A 24,215-nucleotide genomic window follows, 5' to 3' on the forward strand; every position below is an offset into this window, starting at 1 on the left:
ATCAGCTCCCCAAGGTCACGCTGTAGCCGGTGCAATACGCGGCCTGGGCCTTGCTCGGGACTATGTCCTGCCAACCCCGCAGTTCAACCCGGGCCACGCCGGCCACATGCAGCTGGGCATCTATGGCTGAACGCGCCACCTCGATGCCCAGGCGCCGGCGTGGGTTGACCCAGGCGGCCAGCTTGCGCTCGGCCTCTGCCAGGGCGGCATCGCTTTCCGGGCCCGGCCCTTTCATGTGCAGCACCGCGTCGATGCGATACGGCAGTATCTGGGCGCTGTTCACCGTGACCCGATCGCCTAGCGGTCGCACGTCCTCATCATTGAGGGCCGCGGCGACCGTCGCCAGCAGTTCCGGCGCCGCTGCGCCGTCACCTTCCAGGCTCAGCACCGTAACCGTGACGCAGGCCGGTGACGGGCTTTCGGCCTCGGCGTCCGCCACCCGGGCCGAGGCATTGCGGGCATGCAGGATGTAGCTGTTGCGCGGCCCGGCGGTGGTCAGGCCTTCATAGGCCAGTTGGACACGCTCACGCAGTGCGTCGTCGGCTTCCTTGACCTGCGCCACAGGCGGTACCGCTTGCGGGTCACCGGCCTGGATCACCAGGCGCTGCAGGTTGACGTTGGCGGCCAACTGATCCAGGTCCGTGCCTTGGGCATGGGCCAGCAGCAGCGCCTTGGCCGCATCGTTGACCCGGGCCCGCAACAGCATGTCGCCGTAGGCCGACAGCTCCAGTTGCTTGGTGACCGGATCGCTTTCCAGATTGGCCGTCCAGTTGTCGCCCATATAGCGGCGAAAGGTCGCCAGCTTGCCCTGATACAGCGCTTCAAAATCCAGGGTTTCCAGCACCTGCGGCGCCGGCAGTGCCGATAAATCCAGCATGCTCATGCCGTCACCTCCAAAACCGCGTCATTACCCAGGTAGCGGCCCGTCAGTTGGAAACTGACCTGGCCCTCCACCACCGCTACAACCTTTACCCGCTCCAGCTTCAAGCGGGGCTCCCAGCGCAACAGCGCCCGGGCGACTTCTGCCTGAACCGCGCTTTTCCAGCCACCGGTCACCGGCAAGTCGACATAACGGCGCAGGTTGCTGCCGTATTCAGGAAGCATCCGCCGGCTGCCCAAGGGCGTGGTCAGGATGTCCTCGATGGACTGCCGCAAATGCTCGATGCCGGACAGCGGCAAGCCGGTACGGCGATCCATTCCGATCATCGTGTTACTCCTGCAACTGAAAGTCCGGGTGCTGCTCCAGGTAGTCTCGGGCGAGGGTGTCGCTGACCGGTACCGATACCTCGCCCTGGGCCACCGACAGCGCGCGGCCATCCGCCAGGATCAGAATGCGCGAGGTGTAGAGGGTGTCGCGAAAGACCGCAGCGCCACTGGTGGCCGTGCGGCCGGCCTTTTTTTTCGGGATTGCCATGCTTTTCTCCGGGTACAAAAAATCCGCATTCGGCAGATTGATCGGGTTTATCGGGGTTGTAGGTTGGGTGGCCGGCGTTGATCGCCAAGGCGTCACTGCGGTGGAGCGGTTGCTCCGGGGCCGGGCATCACGGCTGGGTGGATGTGGGTCGAGCCGACATTCACCCCGTTGTGCTTCAAGCTCGCACCGTTGATTTGCACCTCGCCATTCAAGGTGATTGCCCCCGTCAGGGTGATGCTGTCGGCGTTGCCGGTAATGCTGCTGTCCGTCACCAAGACCGAACTGGTGCCGACCTGAATCGTCACCGTGCCGCTGGGCAGGGAGATGCTGTAGCTCTTGGCCTGCCAGTCGTAGACCAGCGAGCCGCCATCATCGAAGCGCCAGACCTCGACGTGCTCGCGGTTATCCGGCTGGGCACCGGCATCGCCATACAGGCCGGGAACGAAGGTGCCCTGCGCCGGCTCGCCACTGGGGCTGATCAGTACGCCCTGCTCCCCCAGGCTCGGCGCCCGCCAGTGCCGGGCCTTGCCGGCGGCCTGGCTGTGCCAGCGAACCCAGGCGCTGGTCCAGCCCGCGCCATCGGATACCCGCAGTCTGCCCGCGGCAAGGTCCACGCCGACCACAGCGCAAGGCAGGATCAGGCCAGAAAGCATTCGGTCGTGAGTTGCGGTGACGTAATTCACGACATCTGCTCCGGCGCCTGATAGTGCCCCTCGTGACCGGGGCCGGTGTCGGGGCTGAAACCCAATACCAGTGTTCCCGGGGGGTGATCGGGCCAGGGCCATTGTTCCTGGCCCAGGTAGATGGACTGCTGCCATTGCACGGTCCACTCGGTTTTCGGCGCCGAATCCACGGCCGTGCCGGCTGGTTTGGCCCACACCGCCTTCGCACTATCGACAGAATCAAGATTCCAGTACTGGCAACGCAGCAGGTCCATGAGCTGCGCTGCCAGAACAACCGCCTGCAAGGAGGCTTGCGCAAGGCTCGGGTCAACCCGCACCCGGGCCTCGAAGGTCGCCCGCAGGCAACTACGGCCGTCGCCCGGATCAGCTCCCGGGTCCATGCCGGTGATTGCAAAGTAGATCGCTGTCTCGGCGGAGCCATCAACGGTCTCGGGAAATGCCTCGACCTTGTGCAGATGCGGCATGGCCGTCTTGATCGTGGACGTGATGGCCTCGGGTAGCTGCGTCAGTACGCTCATTGTCTGCTTCCAGAATCAGGCCGAGACGGCCCCGGCGGCGAAAGCCGGGGCGCACGACCGTGTTGAGGGCGGTAGCCGCCCGGTGAGTCAAGGCTGGTCCGAATGGGAATCCCGGGAAGGCGGTTCGCATACCCCGATTCGCTTGGCCGCCCAGCGCTCATAAAGGCCGATGGCGACGTCGGCGCCGGCCATGGCGGTCAGGCAACCGAAGGCGCAGGCGGTCCAGATCGACACGCCGGCGGCATACAGCAGCATGATCGCCGAGACCCCGCAGACCACGCAGGCTCCGGAGCGCAGTGCCAGGCGCCGCAGCAGCGACCAGCCACGGGCGCCCTCCTTGTCGGCGCGCCACATTTCGCCGGAAACGCCACCGACCAGGGCCAGGACGATGACCAGCCAGATCGGCATGTCCAGCAACGCTTGTTGCTCGTTTGTCATTCACGTCTCCCGTGCGGATTGAGGCCAGCGAAATGGCCGGTTGATAGAAGGCTGATAACGATGTTTCAAAGGGTCCCTGTCTGTTGGTGGCCCACATTAGGCAGGCATTCCAAAAAGCCCGGTCGCCCGGGCTTTTCAGTAATGCAAACCTTGGTCTTTCGGCACTGCTGGTGCGGTACGGACCCATTCAAATTGTTCCTCCGACCGCGACCCTGTCCGCCGGATAACTGCTTCTGGTGCTTTACGCTGCACACCCGGGCCAGTTGCCAACCCTCTGAACCGTCGAGGCCGGTTCATCGCTGCCTTTGCTTTGCCACTAAAGAGCGTCTTTGCAGCCGCTGTTGCGCGGCTTGAGGCTCATATTATGCATTTATGCATATGCGGTCAATGCGTAAATGCATTTATTTATGCGCAAGATTTGCTGAAATGCATGGGAGGCGCATAAACAAAGGGCTGGGGATTTTTCGCGGGCAAAAAAAAGCCCGCTCAAGGGCGGGCTTTGTGCAAGAGGGCTGGCTTAGCGGGCGTACATGCCCCACCAGAAGACGTGACCGAGGATGCTGATCTGCTCTTCCTGGATCTCCTGGAAGCTGTAGTCCTCATCCGGATGTTCATCGCGGTTGAAGCTGCGCAGGCGGATCCCTGTAGGTAGGCGATACAGCTGCTTCACCCGCAACTGGCCGTTGTGGTTGATCGCGTAGAGGTCGCCATCAACGATGTCGCCAATTGCGCATTTACCGGCATTGACGCCCACCGTGGCGCCGTCCCGCAGCACCGGCAACATGCTGTTGCCACGCACCGTGACGCACTTGGCCTGGTCGAACTGCACGCCGTTGTGCCGCAGGCTGCGCTTGCCGAAGCGCAGGCTGGCGCGTTCGCTTTCCTCGATGACGAATCTTCCTGATCCAGCAGCCAATTCAACCTCGCGCAGAAAGGGAACCGACACCTCGTCGTCATCGACAGGGGTATCGTCGTCCCACAGGCTTATGTCCTTGAGTTCCGAATGAATCTCGTCACGGGGCGCAGCAGCCCGGGTAGGCGCGATATCAACGCGCCCACGCAACTGGTCGGTGCTCACCTGGAAGTATTCGGCGATCCGCGAGATGTGCTTATCCGAAGGATCGACGATCTTCCCGCTGAGAATCCGCGAGAGGGTGGATTGAGGCACACCGGTGCGACGGTGAAGCTCCGTGGGGGAGATTCCATCACGATCCAGCAGCTCTCTTAAGACGGTAGAAACGTTGCGTATTTGCATAGAACGCATATTGCTTGATCTTTTGCGCAATGACAAATGCTGATTTGCATATATGTAATGCATTTACCGGACAACCACAGGAACGCCTTGGTGCCTGCGAGGCCGGGGCACCCATGGTAACCTTGCCGCCATCTGCAAAAAGCCGAGCCCAGCGCTCCTTTGCTTCACCCATTCAACGAATCCGCCTGAATACCAATGAGTAAAAATACCTCCGATCTGTCCTCCCACACGCCGATGATGCAGCAGTACTGGCGCCTGAAGAACCAGCACCCTGATCAGTTGATGTTCTACCGCATGGGCGACTTCTACGAGATCTTCTATGAAGACGCGAAGAAGGCCGCCAAGCTGCTGGACATCACCCTGACGGCGCGCGGGCAGTCGGCCGGCCAGGCGATTCCCATGTGCGGTATTCCTTACCACGCCGCCGAGGGCTACCTGGCCAAGCTGGTAAAGCTCGGCGAGTCGGTGGTGATCTGCGAACAGGTGGGGGACCCGGCGACCAGCAAGGGCCCGGTGGAACGCCAGGTGGTGCGTATCATCACGCCAGGCACCGTGAGTGACGAGGCTCTGCTGGATGAGCGCCGCGACAACCTGATCGCCGCCGTGCTGGGCGACGAGCGTCTGTTCGGCCTGGCGGTGCTGGACATCACCAGCGGCAACTTCAGCGTCCTGGAAATCAAGGGCTGGGAGAATTTGCTGGCCGAGTTGGAACGCATCAATCCAGTGGAGCTGCTGATCCCCGATGACTGGCCACAAGGCTTGCCGGCGGAAAAACGCCGCGGTGTGCGACGCCGTGCCCCCTGGGATTTCGAGCGGGACTCGGCGCACAAGAGCCTCTGCCAGCAGTTCTCTACCCAGGACCTCAAGGGCTTTGGCTGCGAAACCCTGACCCTGGCCATCGGCGCCGCCGGTTGCCTGCTCAGCTATGCCAAGGAAACCCAGCGTACCGCTCTGCCCCACCTGCGCAGCCTGCGTCATGAGCGCCTGGATGACACCGTGGTGCTGGACGGCGCCAGCCGTCGCAACCTGGAACTGGACACCAACCTGGCGGGCGGGCGCGACAACACCCTGCAATCGGTGGTCGATCGCTGCCAGACCGCCATGGGCAGCCGTTTGCTGACCCGCTGGCTGAACCGCCCGCTGCGCGACCTCAAGGTCCTGGAAGCGCGCCAGTCCTCTATTACTTGCCTGCTGGACGGCTACCGTTTCGAACGGTTGCAACCGCAGTTGAAGGAAATCGGCGATATCGAGCGTATTCTGGCGAGGATCGGCCTGCGCAATGCCCGTCCGCGGGACTTGGCCCGTCTACGTGATGCCCTGGCCGCACTGCCGGAACTGCAAGAAGCCATGACCGAGCTGGAGGCCACTCACCTCAATCAGCTGGCCGCCAGCACCAGCACCTACCCGGAACTGGCCGCTCTGCTGGCCAAGGCCATCATCGACAATCCGCCGGCGGTGATCCGTGACGGCGGTGTACTCAAGACCGGCTACGACGCCGAGCTCGACGAGCTGCAGTCGCTGAGCGAGAACGCCGGACAGTTCCTGATTGACCTGGAAGCCCGCGAGAAAGCCCGTACCGGCTTGGCCAACCTCAAGGTCGGCTACAACCGTATCCATGGCTATTTCATCGAGCTGCCAAGCAAGCAGGCCGAACAGGCCCCGGCGGACTACATTCGCCGCCAGACATTGAAAGGCGCCGAGCGCTTCATCACTCCGGAACTCAAGGAGTTCGAAGACAAGGCGCTATCGGCCAAGAGCCGTGCCCTGGCCCGGGAGAAGATGCTCTACGACGCGCTGCTGGAAACCCTGATCAGCCATTTGCCGCCGTTGCAGGATACCGCTGGTGCCCTGGCTGAGCTGGACGTGTTGAGCAACCTGGCCGAGCGCGCCTTGAACCTGGACCTCAACTGCCCACGTTTTGTCAGCGAGCCTTGCATGCGCATCACCCAGGGTCGTCACCCGGTGGTGGAGCAAGTGTTGACCACGCCGTTCGTGGCCAACGACCTGAGCCTGGACGACAACACGCGGATGCTGGTGATCACCGGCCCGAACATGGGCGGTAAATCCACCTATATGCGCCAGACGGCCCTGATCGTGCTACTGGCCCATATCGGCAGCTTCGTCCCGGCGGCGAGCTGCGAGCTGTCCCTGGTGGACCGGATCTTCACCCGTATCGGCTCCAGCGACGACCTGGCCGGCGGCCGTTCGACCTTCATGGTGGAAATGAGCGAAACCGCGAACATCCTGCACAACGCAACGGAACGCAGCCTGGTGCTGATGGACGAAGTGGGACGCGGTACCAGCACCTTTGACGGACTTTCCCTGGCCTGGGCTGCGGCAGAACGTCTCGCCCACCTGCGCGCCTATACCCTGTTCGCCACCCACTATTTCGAACTGACGGTACTGCCGGAAAGCGAGCCGCTGGTGGCCAACGTGCACCTCAATGCCACCGAGCACAATGAGCGCATTGTGTTCCTGCACCATGTACTTCCAGGCCCAGCCAGCCAGAGCTATGGGCTGGCGGTAGCCCAGCTGGCCGGGGTTCCCAGCGCGGTCATCACCCGCGCCCGGGAGCACTTGAGCCGCCTGGAAACCACCAGCTTGCCCCATGAAGTGGCGCCTCAGGCACCGGGCAAACCCTCGGTTCCGCAACAAAGCGACATGTTCGCCAGCCTGCCGCACCCGGTGCTCGACGACCTGGCCAAGCTGGATCTGGATGACATGACGCCACGCCGAGCGCTGGAAATGCTCTATACATTGAAGACACGCATCTAACGCGAACGCCTTCAAGCTGTTAGAATCTCGCGCGGTTTGGGATGCTGCGGACTATTAGCCTGGTTGCGCAGACTATCGCTCCCAAACCTGGCGACCCCGTCATGTAGGGGCTCCGCTGCCGCCGCCTGAGGAGAGAATTAGAAATGACCTTCGTCGTCACCGACAACTGCATCAAGTGCAAGTACACCGACTGCGTAGAAGTCTGTCCGGTGGACTGCTTTTACGAAGGCCCGAACTTCCTGGTGATTCACCCGGATGAGTGCATTGATTGCGCACTGTGTGAGCCTGAATGCCCCGCTGTAGCGATTTTCTCCGAGGATGAAGTCCCGGAAGAGATGCAAGAATTCATTCAGTTGAACGTCGAGCTGGCAGAGATCTGGCCGAACATCACTGAAAAGAAAGAATCGTTGCCAGATGCCGAAGAGTGGGATGGCGTCAAAGGCAAGATCAAGGATCTCGAACGCTGATTGCAGTTGCGTTCCCAAAAGGCCCCTTGCGGGCCTTTTTGCGTTTCTGGGGCAAGGAAATGCCGGCGGGACTTTTCGATAGACGAAAAAAGGGGCGGTATGACCCGCCCACATTTTTCCCTAGTCCCTGTGTTCCTTTTCATCGTCCTGATGAATCGCTTCCTGCGATGTCCTGACCATCGTCCTTGATGGCTGTGTCTATCCGTCGACACAGGGTTGATATTAGAGAGTTCCCCGGCAAGAGCAATCGCACTATTCGTGTGAAACTTTGTCGAAACTCATAGCCATTCATAAAAAATATCATATAAATCAACAATATAAAAAACAGCCTACGAAAAACTAGACAACGCAGAAGTAGCCGAGAACCGAATGCGTACGAAAAAGTAATCTTTGGCTTACATGACGGTTGAGAGTTAAGCCAACTTCTCTGGCAATGGCCCATTCAAAATCACAACCTGCATGCAATAAAAAGCCCCGAGTCGATCGGGGCTCTTGTGAATCGATCCAGTAGCTACTGAAACAGCGACTCACTGGACAATCCATTCTTCTCGAGAATCTCCCGAAGGCGCTTGAGCCCTTCAACCTGGATCTGCCGAACCCGTTCACGGGTCAGACCGATCTCCAGGCCCACATCCTCAAGGGTGCTGCTCTCGTGTCCTCGCAGACCGAAGCGTCGAACCACCACTTCACGCTGCTTCTCGGTCAATTCGGAAAGCCACTGATCGATACTTTGTGACAAATCGTCGTCCTGCAACAACTCACAAGGATCTGTCGGACGGTCGTCGGTCAGGGTATCCAGCAGGGTCTTGTCCGAATCCGGGCCCAAGGAGACATCAACCGAAGAAACCCGCTCGTTCAGGCCGAGCATGCGTTTGACTTCGGCCACCGGCTTCTCCAGCAGATTGGCGATTTCTTCGGGGGAGGGTTCATGATCGAGTTTTTGCGTCAACTCACGGGCGGCGCGCAAGTAGACGTTGAGTTCTTTGACCACATGGATCGGCAACCGGATGGTCCGGGTCTGATTCATGATAGCCCGCTCGATGGTCTGACGAATCCACCAGGTGGCATAGGTCGAGAAGCGGAAGCCGCGTTCCGGATCGAACTTCTCCACCGCTCGGATCAGCCCGAGGTTGCCCTCTTCGATCAGGTCCAGCAGCGACAGGCCACGATTGACATAGCGCCGGGCGATTTTCACCACCAGCCGCAAGTTGCTTTCAATCATGCGCTTGCGCCCGGCCGGATCACCACTTTGCGACAACCGCGCAAAGTGCACTTCCTCTTCGGGGGAGAGCAATGGAGAAAAACCGATTTCATTGAGGTACAGCTGCGTCGCATCGAGTGCACGCGTGTAATCAATGTATTTGTGTTGCTTTAATGAAGCGGAGCTTTTGGATTTGGTGCGAACGGAAGGTGGAGTTTCCCCCTCATTATTCGACATCGAATCCATATCGATGCTGCTCTCCATAAGGAGAACCTCATCGTCGATGTCAAACTCCGGCACTTCTTTACTGAGAGCCATTGTTATAGTCCTTTGGTGAGTTCGACCTCAGGCTCAAGCGGCGCCTTTATCCCTGGCAACGCTGGAGCCTGTTCCCTCTACGTGAGCGGAACAGGCTGGTAACGGATCAACGACGTGGCAGGAATTGCAGCGGATCTACAGGTTTACCTTGTCGGCGAATCTCAAAGTGCAGTTTCACCCGGTCTGTACCAGTTGATCCCATCTCGGCAATTGTCTGTCCGACTTTGACCTGCTGTCCCTCCCGAACCAATAGCTCGCGGTTGTGGCCGTAAGCACTGACGTAGGTTTCGTTGTGTTTGATGATGACTAATTCGCCGTAGCCCCTTAAGCCACTCCCGGCGTAAACCACCGTCCCATCAGACGCAGCTAAAACAGGCTGTCCCAAATCTCCGGCGATATCAATGCCTTTATTCAAACTACCGTTTGAAGAAAATTTCCCAATCAGAACACCGTTCGAAGGCCATCCCCAACCCGTAGGAGCGGGGCCCGCGGGGGTAGCCGGAGCAGGCGCCGGCTTGCTCGCAGGGCTGGTGGTGGTCGCAGTTGCAGGCGTTGTCGTGGTGCCTGCCGGGCGACGAATGACCGTGGTCTTGCTGGAGGAAGAGGCACTGGACTGGGTGCTGGTAACAACCGTCGCCGGCGTAGTGCCAGTGCGGCCGTCAAAGCGAATGACCTGCCCGGGATGGATGGTATAAGGCTCGGCGATGTTGTTGCGAGCGGCCAGCGCCTTGTAGTCCCAGCCATAGCGGAAGGCAATGGAAAACAAGGTGTCTCCGCGACGCACCGCGTACTGCCCGGTGGTCACCGTAGGACGCTGCGGCGCAACAGTGTTACTGCGCTCGACCACCCCCACGCTGCTGGATTTGGTGCTGGAGCAGCCGACCAACAAGGAACTCAAGGCAAGGCCAATCATCAGTCGCTGAAAGCTTGTTGTACCTATACGCTGCGCAATGACTGTGAGACTCACCCGCCGCTCCCTTTGTGGTGGTTGACGATATAGATTGCCTGACTCAGGCGTGAAGTGACGCAAGTATAACTGGACACAGGCGCTTTACCGCTGGCCCAGCACAAGGACAGCCACAAGAACCTGCCTCTGACCGTCGTATCACTCATTGACGATCGATACGGCACTAAGACACAGCCCGCCAGACAGAATTCACCCCAGCCTGATAAATGCCTTCAGGCCAGGGGACCATTGAGCAACGGCACAAAACGCACCGCCCCCAGGACGTGCCGGGCAAAGCCCTGTTCTTCACGGATGATCAGCATCAACTGCTGCACCTCCCCTGCCCCCACCGGAATCACCAGGCGCCCGCCAGGCGCGAGTTGATCGAGCAGGGCCTGGGGAATATCGGTGGCGACGGCAGTGACGATGATGCCGTTATAGGGCGCCAGCGCCGGCCAGCCTTCCCAGCCGTCGCCCCAGCGAAACACGACGTTGCGCAGGTTCAATTCCTGCAGGCGCTCCTTGGCCCGGTCTTGCAGGACCTTGATCCGCTCCACCGAAAACACCCGTTCCACCAGCTGCGACAACACCGCCGTCTGGTAGCCCGAGCCGGTACCGATCTCCAGTACCTTGTCCAGCGGCCCGGCCGCCAGCAGCAGCTCGCTCATGCGGGCCACCATATAAGGCTGGGAGATGGTCTGGTTGTGGCCGATCGGCAGCGCCGTGTCTTCATAGGCACGATGGGCCAGGGCCTCATCGACAAACAGATGCCGCGGTGTGCGCCGAATCACTTCCAGTACCTGAGGGTTGGACAGCCCCTCGTCATACAGGCGCTGGATCAGGCGTTCGCGGGTACGCTGGGAAGTCATGCCGATTCCCCGCCGCAGCAGATCGTCTTGCTCGCGAGCCATCAGCGCAGCCCCTCCAACCAGCCATCCAGACTCCTGAACGCGTCATTGAAGGTGCGATCCAGCTGCAGCGGCGTGACAGACACGTAGCCCTGCATCACTGCATGAAAGTCGGTACCGGGCCCGCCATCCTCGGCGTCGCCGGCGGCAGCGATCCAGTAACCCGCCTTGCCGCGGGGGTCGACCACCTTCATCGGTGCCGCAGCACGGGCGCGATGGCCCAGGCGGGTCAGCTGGATGCCCCGAATATGATCAAGCGGCAGGTTGGGAATATTCACGTTCAACACCGTCCGTGGTGGTAAATCCAGCAAGCCCTGGGCTTGCACCAGCTTGCGCGCGAAATAGGCTGCGGTCGCAAGGTTCTCCACCTGGCGCGAGACCAGCGAAAAGGCGATCGCAGGGCGTTGCAGGAAGCGCCCTTCCAATGCAGCGGCGACCGTCCCGGAGTACAGCACGTCATCACCGAGGTTGGCCCCCAGGTTGATGCCCGACACCACCATGTCCGGGTCATGCTCCAGCAGGCCGTTGAGCCCCAGGTGAACACAGTCGGTGGGGGTGCCATTGATGCTGATAAAGCCGTTGCCAAGGGTATGCGGATGCAACGGACGGTCGAGCGTCAGCGAGCTGCTGGCGCCGCTTTTGTCTTGATCCGGAGCGATAACCACGCACTCGGCGTAATCCGCCAGCGCAGCGTGCAACGCCGCGATACCGGGTGCAGTTACCCCATCATCGTTAGAAATCAGAATGCGCATGAGCTGTCCGTCTGCCCCACCGGCACCAGATCGACGAGTTCACGCACCAAGGCGGTGGCGAAACATCCGGCCGGGAGGACGAATTCCAGTTGCAGAATATCAGGCTCGGGATAATGCCACGTCAAACCGCCAATGGGCAGCCGCAGGATGCGTCGTTCATGGCTCATGCCGGCTTTTATCAGCCATTCGCACAGTGCCACCTCGCGGTCGGCCATCTGCTGTTCAAGTTCATGAACCGCACCACCCGCCGGAGACTCGCCTTCGCCCCACAACGGGCCTGTGGGATGCAAGTCAAGAATTGCCAGGCGCGGATCCGTGCATTCATCCGGGCCGGCCATGAAAAAGCTGCGGCTGTCGGTAAATGCCAGCAAGTCGCCCACTTGCGCCTGCTGCCAAGTGCCGTCCGCCACTCGCGCTGCCAGCGCCTGGTTGAACAGGTAGCTGCGGGCGGTAGACAACAGGCGCGAACGTACATTGCGCTGCTCCGGCAGCGCCTGGCGGGCAGCCCAGCTACGGGCGTCCACCAGGTTGCCACCGTCGTGGCCGAAGCGCTGGGCGCCGAAATAGTTGGGAATACCTTGAGCGGCAATTCTCTTCAGGCGCTCATCGAGGGCTGCCTGATCCGCCTTGAGCTCTGTCAGGCGCAGGGTAAAGCCATTGGCGGCATGGGCCCCACGCTGCAATTTGCGCTTGTGGCGGGTGGCCTCGAGGATCTTCAGAGTGTGATTTTCCGCTGCGCCAAGATCCGGATCGGCCTTGCCCGGCAGTTGCACACTGAACCACTGGCGAGTCAGCGCCTGGCGATCCTTGAGCCCGGCATAGCTGACGGTGCGCAACGACACCCCCGCCGCCTTGGCGATCCGCCGCGCCGCTTCCTCGGTGTTCAAGCCGCGTTTTTCCACCCACAGCCACAGATGCTCGCCTTCCCCGCTCAGCGGGATATCGAGTACTTCATCAACCTGGAAGTCTTCGGCAGTGGCCTTGAGTACGGCGCTGCCCAGGGCATCGCCATAGGCCCGCGGGCCCAACAATTGCAGTTCATTCATGGGCGTTGCAACAAGGCCACGGAATGCACGGCGATGCCTTCCTCGCGGCCGACAAAGCCGAGTTTTTCGGTGGTGGTTGCCTTCACGTTCACCTGGTCCAGCTCGACCTGCAGGTCCTCGGCAATCAAGGCCCGCATGGTTTCAATGTGAGGTGCCATTTTCGGTGCCTGGGCGACGATGGTGTTGTCGACGTTGCCGATCTTCCAGCCCTTGGCATGAATCAGCGCGACAACATGACGCAGCAGGACACGGCTGTCGGCGCCCTTGAACTGCGGGTCGGTGTCCGGAAAGTGCTTGCCGATATCACCCAGCGCGGCAGCGCCCAGAAGGGCATCACTGAGTGCGTGTAACAGCACATCACCATCGGAGTGCGCGAGCAGCCCGAAATGGTGGGCAATACGCACCCCCCCCAACGTGATGAAGTCGCCCTCAGCGAAACGGTGCACATCGTAGCCGTGGCCAATACGCATAAAAAAACGCCCCGAAAAAGTCAGGGCGTGATTCTACCTGCTTTGGCAGGTATTAGGCGTTAAGAGCACGTGCATGGTGCTGCAAGTGGTCGTCTATGAAACTGGCGATAAAGAAGTAGCTGTGGTCGTACCCCGGCTGCATCCGCAACGTCAGCTCATGCCCGGCATTCTTTGCCGCTTGCTGCAGGACCTCAGGCTTGAGCTGGCCGGCGAGGAAGTCGTCACGATCCCCCTGATCCACCAGCAACGGCAGCTTCTCGGTGGCCTCGGCGATCAGCACGCTGGCATCCCACTCGCGCCAGCGTGAGCGCTCCTCCCCCAAGTAACGGGAAAACGCCTTCTGCCCCCAGGGGCAATCCATCGGGTTGCTGATGGGAGCGAAGGCCGAAACCGACTGATAGCGCCCCGGATTACGCAGCGCGCACACCAATGCCCCGTGACCGCCCATGGAGTGCCCGCTGATCCCACGCTTGTGCGAAGCGGGAAAATGCGCCTCCACCAGCTCCGGCAGCTCGTTCACCACATAATCGTGCATCCGGTAATGCTGGGCCCAGGGCTCCTGCGTCGCGTTCAGGTAGAACCCGGCACCCAGACCGAAATCCCAGGCACCGTCCGGGTCACCGGGCACGCCGGGGCCACGCGGGCTGGTATCCGGAGCGACGATGATCAAGCCCAGCTCGGCAGCCATGCGTTGAGCCCCGGCCTTGTGCATGAAGTTCTCGTCGGTACAGGTCAGGCCGGACAACCAGTAAAGCACCGGCAGCTTGCCGCCCTGCTCGGCCTGGGGCGGCAAATACACGGCGAACACCATGTCACAGCCCAGCACCCGGGAATGATGCTTGTAGCGTTTATGCCAGCCGCCGAAGCTTTTCTGGCAGGAAAGGTTTTCCAGACTCATGGCAGACCTCCAGCGGCACGCCGCAAGCCATGGGCCGCAAGCGGAACTCCCGCTTGGCGCCTGTGGCTTGCCGCTTGCCGCTGCTCTTAGAAGTGAATGACGGAGCGAATGCTCTTGCCTTCGTGCATCAGGTCGAACGCCTTGTTGATATCTTCCAGGCCCATGGTGTGGGTGATGAAGGTATCCAGGGGGATCTCGCCGGTCTGGGACATTTCCACGTAGCTTGGCAGCTCGCTGCGCCCGCGCACGCCACCAAAGGCTGAGCCACGCCATACCCGACCGGTCACCAATTGGAAGGGACGGGTGGAGATTTCCTGGCCGGCACCGGCCACGCCGATGATTACCGATTCGCCCCAGCCCTTGTGGCAGCACTCCAGGGCCGCACGCATCAGTTGCACATTGCCGATGCACTCGAAGGAGAAATCCACGCCGCCATCAGTCATGTCGACAATGACCTCCTGAATCGGACGGTCGAAATCCTTCGGATTGACGCAGTCGGTGGCGCCCAGTTGCTTGGCGATCTCGAACTTGGCCGGGTTGATATCGATGGCGATGATACGCCCGGCCTTGGCCTTGACCGCACCGATGACCGCCGACAGGCCAATGCCGCCCAGGCCGAAGATGGCCACGGTATCACCGGCCTTGACCTTGGCGGTGTTGATCACTGCTCCGATCCCGGTGGTCACGCCGCACCCCAGCAGGCAGACCTTTTCCAGCGGCGCTTCCTTGGGAATCTTGGCCACGGAGATTTCCGGGAGCACGGTGTACTCGGAAAAGGTCGAGGTACCCATGTAGTGGAAAATCGGCTGACCCTTGTAGGAAAAACGCGTGGTGCCATCAGGCATCAGACCCTTGCCCTGGGTGGCGCGAATGGCCTGACAGAGGTTGGTCTTGCCCGACAGGCAGAATTTGCACTTGCCGCATTCCGGGGTGTACAGCGGGATCACATGGTCACCCACAGCCACCGAGGTCACGCCCTCGCCCACCGCCTCAACCACCGCACCGCCTTCATGACCGAGGATCGCCGGGAAGATGCCTTCAGGGTCGGCACCAGACAGCGTGTAGGCGTCGGTGTGGCAGACGCCGGAGGCGACGACCCGTAGCAGCACCTCGCCCGCCTTGGGCATGGCGACATCCACTTCGACGATTTCCAGCGGCTTCTTGGCCTCGAAGGCTACGGCAGCACGTGACTTGATCATCCTGACTCTCCAGCGAATAAAAACGAGGCACAGAGTGTAAAACAGCGCAATGCGATGAATAATCCAGGCAAAAGCAAAACATTATTGCTGTATGGGGATAATCAATGAATGACAACCGTTGGGAAGGTATCGACGAATTTGTCGCGGTCGCCGAATGCAGCCAGTTCACCGCTGCCGCCGAGCGCCTGGGGGTCTCTTCGTCCCATATCAGCCGTCAGGTGGCACGGCTTGAGGAACGCTTGCAGACTCGCCTGCTGTATCGCAGTACCCGCCGGGTGACCCTGACTGAGGCCGGGCAGACCTTTCTCCAGCATTGCCAACGTCTGCAGGACGGTCGCGAGGAGGCCCTGCGGGCCGTAGGCGACCTGACCAGCGAGCCCAAGGGCATGCTGCGCATGACCTGTGCAGTGGCCTACGGCGAGCGCTTTATCGTGCCACTGGTTACCCGGTTCATGAGCCTTTACCCGCAGTTGCGGGTGGATATAGAGCTCAGCAACCGCCCCCTGGATCTGGTGCATGAAGGGCTGGACCTTGCGATTCGCCTTGGGCGCCTGCAGGACTCGCGCCTGGTCGCCACTCGCCTGGCCCCACGCCGCATGTACCTATGCGCCTCGCCCTCCTACCTGGAACGTTATGGACGCCCACACAGCCTCTCAGAGTTGAGCCGGCACAACTGCCTGATCGGCAGCTCGGATATCTGGCAATTGGAACTGGATGGGCGCGAATTTTCGCAACGGGTGCAGGGTAATTGGCGCTGCAACAGCGGACAGGCGGTGCTGGATGCGGCCTTGCAAGGGGTAGGGCTGTGCCAGTTGCCGGACTACTACGTCCTGGAGCACCTGCAGAACGGTACGCTGATTTCCTTGCTGGAAGCTCACCAACCGCCCAACACCGCAGTCTGGGCGCTGTACCCGCAGCAACGGCACCTGTCACCGAAAGTGCGCAAGCTGGTGGATTATCTGAAACAAGGGCTGGCGCAGCGCCCGGAGTACCGCGACCTGTAGCTGCTGCCGCAGGCTGTGACAAGGCCCGCAGGGCCTTCAGGGCCTCAAGAGCGGCGCCTCCTTCCGAGTCGTTCGCAGCCTGCACCAGCAGCTACAAGGTGCAGCGCAAGCCAGCAGTCAGCGGCGGTTGGACCAGCGCTGGCGCAACCATTCCAGGTCTTCGGGACGGGTGACCTTGAGGTTATCCGAGCGGCCTTCGATCAGGCGCGGCGCCTGGCCGGCCCATTCCATCGCCGAAGCTTCATCGGTAATCGCCACATCGGCCACCAGGCTGTCGGCCAGGGCACGATGCAGGGCCCCGAGGCGGAACATCTGCGGTGTGTAGGCTTGCCAGATCAAACTGCGGTCAACGGTTTCCAGCACTCGGCCGTGCTTGTCCACACGTTTCAGGGTGTCCCGGGCCGGAACTGCGAGCAGCCCCCCCACCGGGTCATCCACCAACTCACCCAGCAGTTTGTCCAGGTCATCCCGGGAAAGATTGGGCCGGGCGGCATCGTGAACCAGCACCCAGTCGTCATCGGCAGCGCCCTGGGCGTGCAGATGGAGCAAGGCATTGAGCACCGAGCCGGAACGCTCAGCACCACCTTCGACCCGCTGGATCCGCGAATCATGGGCGCAAGCCAGGGCCGGCCAGTAAGGATCATCAACCGCCAGGCTGACCACCAGCCCCTTGAGGCCGGGGTGGTCGAGAAAGCAGCCCAGGCTGTGTTCAAGAATTGTGCGTCCACCCAGTTGCAGGTACTGCTTGGGGCGGTCCGCGGCCATGCGGGCACCAACGCCCGCGGCAGGAATCACGGCCCAGAAGGCCGGCAATACGTCGCTCATTGGGCCAACTGGTAGAGGGTTTCACCCTCCTTGACCATACCCAACTCATGGCGAGCCCGTTCTTCCACGGTCTCCATGCCTTTTTTCAGCTCCATGACTTCCGCATCGAGTACGCGATTTCGTTCCAGCAAACGCTCGTTTTCAGCGTGCTGGTCGGCAATCTGCTGAGTCAGGTCAGCAACCTGGGCCAAGCTGCCGTTCCCCACCCACAGGCGGTACTGCAAGCCAGCCAGCAGCAAGAGCAAGACCAGGAACAACCAATTGGGACTGCGCATCGAATATCGGGTATCCAGTGAAAAAAGACAGCCATGCCAACAACTTCGGACCTACTGATAGCACGAAGCCTGGAAGACCCAGGCTTGTGCTCTTAAGGCATCAGATTAGTGGCAAAAAACTCGCTGTAGCGATTTTCCCGACACAATCCGGTGTCTTTTTACCATCTCCTGCTTAGCCGCGAAACTCACCGCGACCGTTGTACTTGGCCTTGCCGTTCAATTGCTCTTCGATACGCAGCAATTGGTTGTACTTGGAAACGCGGTCGGAACGGCACAGGGAGCCGGTCTTGATCTGGCCAGCCGAGGTACCCACGGCCAGGTCGGCGATGGTCGAATCTTCGGTTTCACCGGAACGGTGGGAGATCACCGCAGTGTAGCCGGCAGCCTTGGCCATCTGGATGGCTTCCAGGGTTTCGGTCAGGGTGCCGATCTGGTTGAACTTGATCAGGATCGAGTTGGCGATCTTCTTGTCGATGCCTTCTTTCAGGATCTTGGTGTTGGTCACGAACAGGTCGTCGCCGACCAGTTGAACCTTCTCGCCGATCTTGTCGGTAAGGATTTTCCAGCCGGCCCAGTCGGACTCGTCCAGGCCGTCTTCGATGGAGATGATCGGGTAGCGCTGGGTCAGGCCTTTGAGGTACTCGGCAAAACCTTCGGCGGTGAACACCTGGCCTTCGCCGGACAGGTTGTACTTGCCATCTTCATAGAATTCGCTGGCAGCGCAGTCCAGGGCCAGGGTCACGTCGGTACCCAGGGTGTAACCGGCGTTGGCCACGGCTTCGGAGATCACTTTCAGAGCGTCTTCGTTGGAAGCCAGGTTCGGTGCAAAACCGCCTTCGTCACCCACCGCGGTGTTCAGGCCACGGGCCTTCAGCACGGCTTTGAGGTGATGGAAGATTTCGGTGCCCATGCGCAGGCCTTCCGAGAAGGACTTGGCGCCAACCGGCTGCACCATGAACTCCTGGATGTCGACGTTGTTATCGGCGTGCTCGCCACCGTTGATGATGTTCATCATCGGTACCGGCATCGAGTAGACGCCCGGAGTGCCATTGAGGTTGGCGATGTGGGCGTACAGCGGCAGGTCCTGGTCCTGAGCGGCGGCCTTGGCAGCAGCCAGGGACACGGCGAGGATCGCGTTGGCGCCCAGGGTGGCCTTGTTCTCGGTACCGTCGAGCTTGATCATGGCCTGATCCAGGGCCTTCTGATCAATCGGGTCCTTACCCAGCAGCAGGTCGCGGATCGGACCGTTGATGTTGGCTACCGCCTTGAGCACGCCCTTGCCCAGGTAACGGCTCTTGTCGCCATCACGCAGCTCCAGCGCTTCGCGCGAGCCGGTGGAAGCACCGGACGGCGCGCATGCACTGCCGATGATGCCGTTGTCGAGAAGCACGTCCGCTTCGACAGTGGGGTTGCCACGGGAGTCGAGAACTTCACGACCTTTGATGTCGACGATTTTTGCCATTGTTGTAAACACTCCAAAGTTGACGAAAACGACGCAGCTGTAGGAAATCTTTTACCGTCGGCAAGGCGGGGAAAGCGGGCAGTCTTGCAGACGATAAGGCTCAGGCCCGGGGGCCTGAGCAATAATCGTGCGGTACTTTACCGGAGAAATCGGTTTTACGCGGTTTCTACCGTCGGAAAACTCTTGACCAGCTCGTCCAGGGCCTTGAGCTGGGCCAGGAACGGCTCGAGCTTGTCCAGGCGCAGGGCGCAAGGACCGTCGCACTTGGCGTTGTCCGGATCCGGATGGGCTTCGAGGAACAGCCCGGCAAGAGACTGGCTCATGCCGGCCTTGGCCAGGTCGGTGACCTGGGCCCGGCGACCGCCAGCGGAGTCGGCGCGACCACCCGGCATCTGCAGGGCGTGGGTCACATCGAAGAACACCGGGTATTCGAACTGCTTCATGATGCCGAAGCCGAGCATGTCCACGACCAGGTTGTTGTAGCCGAAGCTGGAACCGCGCTCGCAGAGGATCAACTGATCGTTGCCCGCCTCTTCGCACTTGCTCAGGATGTGTTTCATTTCCTGGGGTGCGAGGAACTGGGCTTTCTTGATGTTGATCACCGCGCCGGTCTTGGCCATGGCCACCACCAGGTCGGTCTGCCGCGAAAGGAAGGCCGGCAGCTGGATGATGTCGCAGACTTCGGCGACCACGGCAGCCTGGGCCGGCTCGTGGACGTCGGTGATGATCGGCACGCCAAAGGCCTGCTTCACGTCTTCGAAAATCCGCATGCCTTCTTCCAGGCCCGGGCCACGGTAGGAGGTCACCGACGAACGGTTGGCCTTGTCGAAACTGGCCTTGAACACGTAGGGGATACCGAGCTTCTCGGTGACCCGCACGTATTCTTCACAGACCTGCATCGCCATGTCGCGGCTTTCCAGCACGTTCATGCCGCCGAACAGCACCATCGGCTTGTCGTTGGCGATCTCGATGTTGCCTACGCGGATGATCTTCTGCGCCATCAGGGTCACGCCTTCTTCTGGTGTTGAGCCAATGCTGCTTTGACGAAACCGCTGAACAGTGGGTGGCCGTCACGGGGAGTCGAGGTGAACTCGGGGTGGAACTGGCAAGCGACGAACCATGGATGATCCTGGGCCTCGACCACTTCAACCAGCGCGCCGTCACCCGAGCGACCGGAGATCTTCAGGCCAGCTTCGATCAGTTGCGGCAGCAGCTTGTTGTTCACTTCGTAGCGGTGACGGTGACGCTCGATGATCACGTCCTTGGCGTAGCAGTCGTGGACCTTGGAGCCCGCTTCCAGCAAGCATTCCTGAGCGCCCAGACGCATGGTGCCGCCCAGGTCGGAAGCTTCGGTACGTACTTCAACGGCACCGGTGGCGTCTTCCCACTCGGTGATCAGGCCGACGACCGGATGGCCGCTGGTGCGATCGAACTCGGTGGAGTTGGCGTCTTTCCAGCCCATGACATTACGGGCGAACTCGATGACCGCCACTTGCATGCCCAGGCAGATACCCAGGTACGGCACCTTGTTCTCGCGAGCGTATTGCACCGCGGTGATCTTGCCTTCCACACCACGCAGGCCGAAACCGCCTGGAACCAGGATCGCGTCGACGCCTTCCAGCAGCGCGGTGCCCTGGTTCTCGATGTCTTCGGAATCGATGTAGCGCAGGTTGACCTTGGTACGGTTGGTAATGCCGGCATGACTCATCGCTTCGATCAGCGACTTGTAGGCGTCCAGCAGTTCCATGTACTTGCCGACCATGGCGATGGTGACTTCGTGCTCTGGGTTGAGCTTGGCGTCCACCACTTTTTCCCACTCGGACAGGTCAGCACCGTTGCACTGCAGGCCGAAACGCTCGACGACGAAATCGTCCAGGCCCTGGGCGTGCAGCACGGCCGGGATCTTGTAGATGGTGTCGACGTCTTCCAGGGAGATCACCGCACGCTCTTCAACGTTGGTGAACAGCGCGATCTTGCGGCGCGACGACACATCCACCGGATGGTCGGAGCGGCAGATCAGCACGTCCGGTTGCAAGCCGATCGAACGCAGCTCTTTTACCGAGTGCTGGGTCGGCTTGGTCTTGGTCTCGCCAGCGGTGGCGATGTACGGAACCAGCGTCAGGTGCATCAGCATCGCGCGCTTGGAACCGACTTCCACACGCAGTTGACGGATGGCTTCGAGGAACGGTTGCGACTCGATGTCACCCACGGTACCGCCAATTTCCACCAGGGCCACGTCGGCATCGCCGGCGCCCTTGATGATGCGACGCTTGATCTCGTCGGTGATGTGCGGAATCACCTGGATGGTGGCACCCAGATAATCACCACGGCGCTCCTTGCGCAGCACGTGCTCGTACACGCGGCCGGTGGTGAAGTTGTTGTTCTGGGTCATGGTCGTGCGGATGAACCGCTCGTAGTGGCCCAGGTCCAGGTCGGTCTCGGCGCCGTCGTGGGTGACGAACACTTCACCGTGCTGGAACGGGCTCATGGTGCCCGGGTCGACGTTGATGTACGGGTCCAGCTTGAGCATGGTGACCTTAAGCCCCCGCGCCTCCAGGATGGCCGCCAATGAAGCCGAGGCAATGCCTTTCCCCAATGAAGAAACAACACCGCCCGTGACGAATATGTAGCGCGTCATGAAAAACCCTAGAAGTCTGCGTTAAAGCGGTCAGTGCCGCCGGGGAAAGCGAAGGAAGGCCGAAGCCCCCGATCACCTGCATTAATCACAGTGCACCTTTCAAAAAAACCGCCGCGTGGTGACAGACCGGATGCAAAAACACCGGTAGGTTGCTCGCTACACATTTTTTGGAATCGCCCAGCAAAGACTGCTTGGTAATCGGCAACTCCTGCAATTCAGGCGAATCCACAGAAGTTGTATCAAGAAGGGAGCGTAGTCTACCGGAAAGCCCCTTTCAGCTCAAACCTTGATCGCTGGTTGGTGGCAGCCATTGCAATGGCCAGCCACCCTGGGGGTTTGTCGCAAGTGCCGGCAGGTTCGCCACCGCGAGCAAGCGGTCGTCCTGATACAGCAGCGGCAATCTGCCACGGACGAAACCCGGCAACCCGCTTTCATTGAGCAAACGCTTCAAGTCCCGATGGCCGCGGCCGGCCAGGTGCATGATCTCGCCCCCCTGGCGATAGCGGATATGCAGCGATCCGGTCGGCACTGGCCCAGGGAACGACACCTGACCGTTGCCCGGCAGAAGCAAGGGCTTTTGCGGATCGAGCCACTGCAACCGTCCGTCGACCGGCTGCAGCCAGATGCCGGACAGCCACCAGACTCGCCCTGCCGCACGATGCAACTCGCCATCGGCCAAACGCCACACCGGTCGCCCTGCGGCACCCGCATCTCGCAGGCTGTCCCAGCCGCGCCAGTGATCGGTATCCGGCAGGCGGCCAAACCGGCTCAACCAATGGCTCAAGGCATTGCGTTGGCGCGCGCCCGACAAAGACTGCAAAGGTGCCAGGGCCAGTGAGGGCAGATCCAGCCAGGGCCAGACGCTAGCACCGCGGGCTGCATCCAGGTCCATGATCGCCAGCTCATCGAGCAGGCCCTGGGCTTCATTCAAGTGCGCGGCACTGCGGCTCATGCTGAGTGCCGCCTGGGGCCAGCGCGCGGTAATCGCCGGCATGACCTGGTGGCGCAGGTAATTGCGCGAATACTGATGATCGGCGTTGGTTGGGTCCTCGACCCAGCTCAACTGATGCTCCGCGGCGTAGCACTGCAGTTCGGCACGTGACACATCAAGCAAGGGTCGCAGCAGGTGCCCGTCACCCAACGGCCGCGCTGACGGCATTGCCGACAAGCCCCTGACTCCGGCACCGCGCAGCAGGCGGAACAGCAGCGTTTCCGCCTGGTCGTCACGATGCTGCGCCGTCAGCAGCACTTCAGTGCTCGCCGTGAGCCGTGCGAAAGCGCCATAGCGTGCCTCGCGGGCGGCGCGCTCCAGGCTGGCACCCGCTGGCACCTGGACGCGAAGCACCTGCAGCGGCACCCCCAGCGCATCACAGAAGGCCTGACAATGCTCCGGCCAGGCGTCGGCCGCAGCCTGAAGTCCATGATGGATATGCACAGCCGAAAGTGGAGGAAGACGATGGTGCTGCGCCAGATCGGCGAGCAGATGCAACAGGACGGTGGAATCCAGGCCACCGGAGAAAGCCACGCGCCAACTCCTGGAGTCGCGCCAGGGCGCGAGGCTGTGCAGTAAATTGGCGGAGAGAGCGTTCATGACGTGTTCAAGACCTGTAGGAGCGGCCGGGTGGCGTACTGCTTGCCCGCATAAGCAACAACGCCGCCATCGAATCGATGGCGGCGCCTGGGTCGCGAACGAGCGTGCCCCTACAAGGGGAGGCAGTGCTCGATCAGAGACCGTAGCTCATCAGGCGGTCATAGCGACGGGCCAGCAAGGTGTCGTTGTCCATTTCCTTGAGCATGGCCAGCTGCGTGCTGAGCTCGGCACGGATCGAGGCCGCTGCGGCAGCCGGATCCCGATGGGCACCGCCCAATGGCTCGCCGATGACCTTGTCGACAATCCCCAGGCCTTTGAGGCGCTCGGCGGTAATGCCCATGGCTTCGGCGGCATCGGCAGCCTTTTCCGAGGTTTTCCACAGGATCGAGGCACAGCCTTCCGGCGAGATCACCGCGTAGGTGGAGTACTGCAGCATGTTCAACTGGTCACAGACACCGATGGCCAAGGCACCGCCGGAACCACCCTCACCAATCACGGTGGCGATGATCGGGGTCTTCAGGCGCGCCATGACCCGCAGGTTCCAGGCAATGGCCTCGCTCTGGTTGCGCTCTTCAGCATCGATGCCCGGATAGGCGCCGGGTGTGTCGATGAAGGTCAGGATCGGCATCTTGAAGCGCTCGGCCATCTCCATCAGGCGGCAGGCCTTGCGGTAGCCTTCCGGACGCGGCATGCCGAAGTTGCGGCGGACCTTTTCGCGTACTTCACGGCCTTTCTGGTGCCCGATGATCATCACCGGCTGCTCGTCCAGGCGAGCAACGCCGCCTACGATGGCGGCGTCGTCAGAGAAGTGGCGATCGCCATGCAGCTCGTCGAACTCGGTGAAGATGTGCTGGATGTAGTCCAGGGTGTACGGGCGACGCGGGTGCCGCGCCAGACGTGCGATCTGCCAGCTGGTGAGCTTGCCGAAGATGTCCTCGGTCAGGGTGTTGCTCTTGTCCTGCAGGCGGGAAATCTCATCGCCGATATTCAGCGAATTGTCATTACCGACCAAGCGCAACTCTTCGATCTTGGCTTGCAGGTCGGCGATCGGCTGTTCGAAATCAAGAAAATTCGGGTTCATAGGCGTCCGTCTGGGCTCGACGTCCAAGGGAGCTTGGGCCGGCCGGTTGTC

At 61.1% G+C, this 24,215-nt stretch carries 26 protein-coding genes; 3 read left to right on the forward strand and 23 right to left on the reverse strand.

Features of this window, described 5'->3' with window-relative positions; translation table 11 throughout:
- Window position 1 precedes the first annotated feature (1 nt).
- The 8 genes from BLS75_RS14595 to BLS75_RS32405 form a co-directional block, all read right to left on the reverse strand.
- Window positions 2–883, reverse strand: coding sequence for a baseplate assembly protein (locus BLS75_RS14595; protein WP_053156560.1), 882 nt, complete (start codon window positions 881–883; stop codon window positions 2–4).
- Window positions 880–1,206, reverse strand: a complete 327-nt coding sequence (locus BLS75_RS14600) for a GPW/gp25 family protein (protein ID WP_015634349.1) — start codon at window positions 1,204–1,206, stop codon at window positions 880–882. Before BLS75_RS14600 ends, BLS75_RS14595 begins: the two co-directional genes overlap by 4 nt.
- Before the next feature lie 4 nt (window positions 1,207–1,210).
- Window positions 1,211–1,414, reverse strand: coding sequence for a hypothetical protein (locus BLS75_RS14605; protein ID WP_072451156.1), 204 nt, complete (start codon window positions 1,412–1,414; stop codon window positions 1,211–1,213).
- A 92-nt stretch (window positions 1,415–1,506) separates the two neighbouring features.
- Window positions 1,507–2,097 carry a phage baseplate assembly protein V gene (locus BLS75_RS14610; RefSeq protein WP_041751979.1) on the reverse strand — a complete coding sequence of 197 codons (591 nt, stop codon included), beginning with the start codon at window positions 2,095–2,097 and terminating at the stop codon, window positions 1,507–1,509.
- Window positions 2,094–2,615: a hypothetical protein gene (locus BLS75_RS14615; RefSeq protein WP_072451157.1), complete on the reverse strand. Its 522-nt coding sequence runs from the start codon at window positions 2,613–2,615 to the stop codon at window positions 2,094–2,096. Before BLS75_RS14615 ends, BLS75_RS14610 begins: the two co-directional genes overlap by 4 nt.
- Before the next feature lie 87 nt (window positions 2,616–2,702).
- A complete protein-coding gene (locus tag BLS75_RS14620; protein ID WP_011059558.1) occupies window positions 2,703–3,053 on the reverse strand; it encodes a phage holin family protein in 351 nt (116 codons plus the stop codon).
- A 517-nt stretch (window positions 3,054–3,570) separates the two neighbouring features.
- Window positions 3,571–4,317, reverse strand: a complete 747-nt coding sequence (locus BLS75_RS14625) for a LexA family transcriptional regulator (protein WP_072451158.1) — start codon at window positions 4,315–4,317, stop codon at window positions 3,571–3,573.
- Window positions 4,259–4,480, reverse strand: a complete 222-nt coding sequence (locus BLS75_RS32405) for a hypothetical protein (protein ID WP_176707074.1) — start codon at window positions 4,478–4,480, stop codon at window positions 4,259–4,261. Before BLS75_RS32405 ends, BLS75_RS14625 begins: the two co-directional genes overlap by 59 nt.
- 23 nt (window positions 4,481–4,503) lie before the next feature.
- Between BLS75_RS32405 and mutS the strand changes: the two genes are divergently transcribed.
- Together mutS and fdxA are read left to right on the forward strand one after the other, a co-directional pair.
- A complete protein-coding gene (mutS, locus tag BLS75_RS14630; protein ID WP_072451159.1) occupies window positions 4,504–7,083 on the forward strand; it encodes a DNA mismatch repair protein MutS in 2,580 nt (859 codons plus the stop codon).
- 143 nt (window positions 7,084–7,226) lie between these two features.
- The gene (gene fdxA / locus BLS75_RS14635) at window positions 7,227–7,550 is read left to right on the forward strand and encodes a ferredoxin FdxA (protein WP_007908827.1); all 324 of its coding nucleotides are present in this window, start codon (window positions 7,227–7,229) and stop codon (window positions 7,548–7,550) included.
- Window positions 7,551–8,061: 511 nt separating this feature from the next.
- On the opposite strand, the gene rpoS is transcribed toward fdxA, so the two are convergent.
- The 8 genes from rpoS to BLS75_RS14675 all read right to left on the reverse strand — a co-directional run bounded on the left by rpoS (window position 8,062) and on the right by BLS75_RS14675 (window position 15,288).
- Window positions 8,062–9,069 (reverse strand): RNA polymerase sigma factor RpoS, encoded by a 1,008-nt coding sequence (gene rpoS / locus BLS75_RS14640; RefSeq protein ID WP_072451160.1) that lies wholly within the window; start codon window positions 9,067–9,069, stop codon window positions 8,062–8,064.
- A 106-nt stretch (window positions 9,070–9,175) separates the two neighbouring features.
- Window positions 9,176–10,036 carry a peptidoglycan DD-metalloendopeptidase family protein gene (locus BLS75_RS14645; RefSeq protein ID WP_072451161.1) on the reverse strand — a complete coding sequence of 287 codons (861 nt, stop codon included), beginning with the start codon at window positions 10,034–10,036 and terminating at the stop codon, window positions 9,176–9,178.
- Window positions 10,037–10,248: 212 nt separating this feature from the next.
- Window positions 10,249–10,884, reverse strand: a complete 636-nt coding sequence (locus BLS75_RS14650) for a protein-L-isoaspartate(D-aspartate) O-methyltransferase (protein ID WP_169892832.1) — start codon at window positions 10,882–10,884, stop codon at window positions 10,249–10,251.
- A 41-nt stretch (window positions 10,885–10,925) separates the two neighbouring features.
- Window positions 10,926–11,675, reverse strand: a complete 750-nt coding sequence (gene surE, locus BLS75_RS14655) for a 5'/3'-nucleotidase SurE (protein WP_011059551.1) — start codon at window positions 11,673–11,675, stop codon at window positions 10,926–10,928.
- Window positions 11,663–12,721, reverse strand: a complete 1,059-nt coding sequence (truD, locus tag BLS75_RS14660; protein WP_072451162.1) for a tRNA pseudouridine(13) synthase TruD — start codon at window positions 12,719–12,721, stop codon at window positions 11,663–11,665. Before truD ends, surE begins: the two co-directional genes overlap by 13 nt.
- Complete coding sequence (ispF, locus tag BLS75_RS14665; RefSeq protein ID WP_011059549.1) at window positions 12,718–13,191, reverse strand: 2-C-methyl-D-erythritol 2,4-cyclodiphosphate synthase; 474 nt, start codon at window positions 13,189–13,191, stop codon at window positions 12,718–12,720. Before ispF ends, truD begins: the two co-directional genes overlap by 4 nt.
- 52 nt (window positions 13,192–13,243) lie before the next feature.
- The gene (gene fghA / locus BLS75_RS14670) at window positions 13,244–14,089 is read right to left on the reverse strand and encodes an S-formylglutathione hydrolase (RefSeq protein WP_041116226.1); all 846 of its coding nucleotides are present in this window, start codon (window positions 14,087–14,089) and stop codon (window positions 13,244–13,246) included.
- 86 nt (window positions 14,090–14,175) lie between these two features.
- Window positions 14,176–15,288: an S-(hydroxymethyl)glutathione dehydrogenase/class III alcohol dehydrogenase gene (locus BLS75_RS14675; protein ID WP_011059547.1), complete on the reverse strand. Its 1,113-nt coding sequence runs from the start codon at window positions 15,286–15,288 to the stop codon at window positions 14,176–14,178.
- A 104-nt stretch (window positions 15,289–15,392) separates the two neighbouring features.
- Between BLS75_RS14675 and BLS75_RS14680 the strand changes: the two genes are divergently transcribed.
- Complete coding sequence (locus tag BLS75_RS14680; protein WP_011059546.1) at window positions 15,393–16,292, forward strand: LysR substrate-binding domain-containing protein; 900 nt, start codon at window positions 15,393–15,395, stop codon at window positions 16,290–16,292.
- A gap of 117 nt (window positions 16,293–16,409) precedes the next feature.
- Here BLS75_RS14680 and ispD read toward each other — a convergent pair whose 3' ends face one another.
- The 7 genes from ispD to BLS75_RS14715 form a co-directional block, all read right to left on the reverse strand.
- The gene (ispD, locus tag BLS75_RS14685) at window positions 16,410–17,117 is read right to left on the reverse strand and encodes a 2-C-methyl-D-erythritol 4-phosphate cytidylyltransferase (RefSeq protein ID WP_019093200.1); all 708 of its coding nucleotides are present in this window, start codon (window positions 17,115–17,117) and stop codon (window positions 16,410–16,412) included.
- The gene (ftsB, locus tag BLS75_RS14690) at window positions 17,114–17,392 is read right to left on the reverse strand and encodes a cell division protein FtsB (protein ID WP_011059544.1); all 279 of its coding nucleotides are present in this window, start codon (window positions 17,390–17,392) and stop codon (window positions 17,114–17,116) included. Before ftsB ends, ispD begins: the two co-directional genes overlap by 4 nt.
- 172 nt (window positions 17,393–17,564) lie before the next feature.
- Window positions 17,565–18,854 (reverse strand): phosphopyruvate hydratase, encoded by a 1,290-nt coding sequence (gene eno, locus BLS75_RS14695; RefSeq protein WP_011059543.1) that lies wholly within the window; start codon window positions 18,852–18,854, stop codon window positions 17,565–17,567.
- Between the two features lie 155 nt (window positions 18,855–19,009).
- Window positions 19,010–19,855: a 3-deoxy-8-phosphooctulonate synthase gene (gene kdsA, locus BLS75_RS14700; protein ID WP_011059542.1), complete on the reverse strand. Its 846-nt coding sequence runs from the start codon at window positions 19,853–19,855 to the stop codon at window positions 19,010–19,012.
- 5 nt (window positions 19,856–19,860) lie between these two features.
- Window positions 19,861–21,492 (reverse strand): CTP synthase, encoded by a 1,632-nt coding sequence (locus BLS75_RS14705; RefSeq protein ID WP_011059541.1) that lies wholly within the window; start codon window positions 21,490–21,492, stop codon window positions 19,861–19,863.
- Between the two features lie 274 nt (window positions 21,493–21,766).
- Window positions 21,767–23,083 (reverse strand): tRNA lysidine(34) synthetase TilS, encoded by a 1,317-nt coding sequence (gene tilS / locus BLS75_RS14710; RefSeq protein WP_072451163.1) that lies wholly within the window; start codon window positions 23,081–23,083, stop codon window positions 21,767–21,769.
- A 133-nt stretch (window positions 23,084–23,216) separates the two neighbouring features.
- Window positions 23,217–24,164: an acetyl-CoA carboxylase carboxyltransferase subunit alpha gene (locus BLS75_RS14715; protein ID WP_011059539.1), complete on the reverse strand. Its 948-nt coding sequence runs from the start codon at window positions 24,162–24,164 to the stop codon at window positions 23,217–23,219.
- Window positions 24,165–24,215 lie beyond the last annotated feature (51 nt).

Source organism: Pseudomonas sp. NFPP12, from assembly GCF_900103205.1.
GTDB lineage: Bacteria > Pseudomonadota > Gammaproteobacteria > Pseudomonadales > Pseudomonadaceae > Aquipseudomonas > Aquipseudomonas protegens.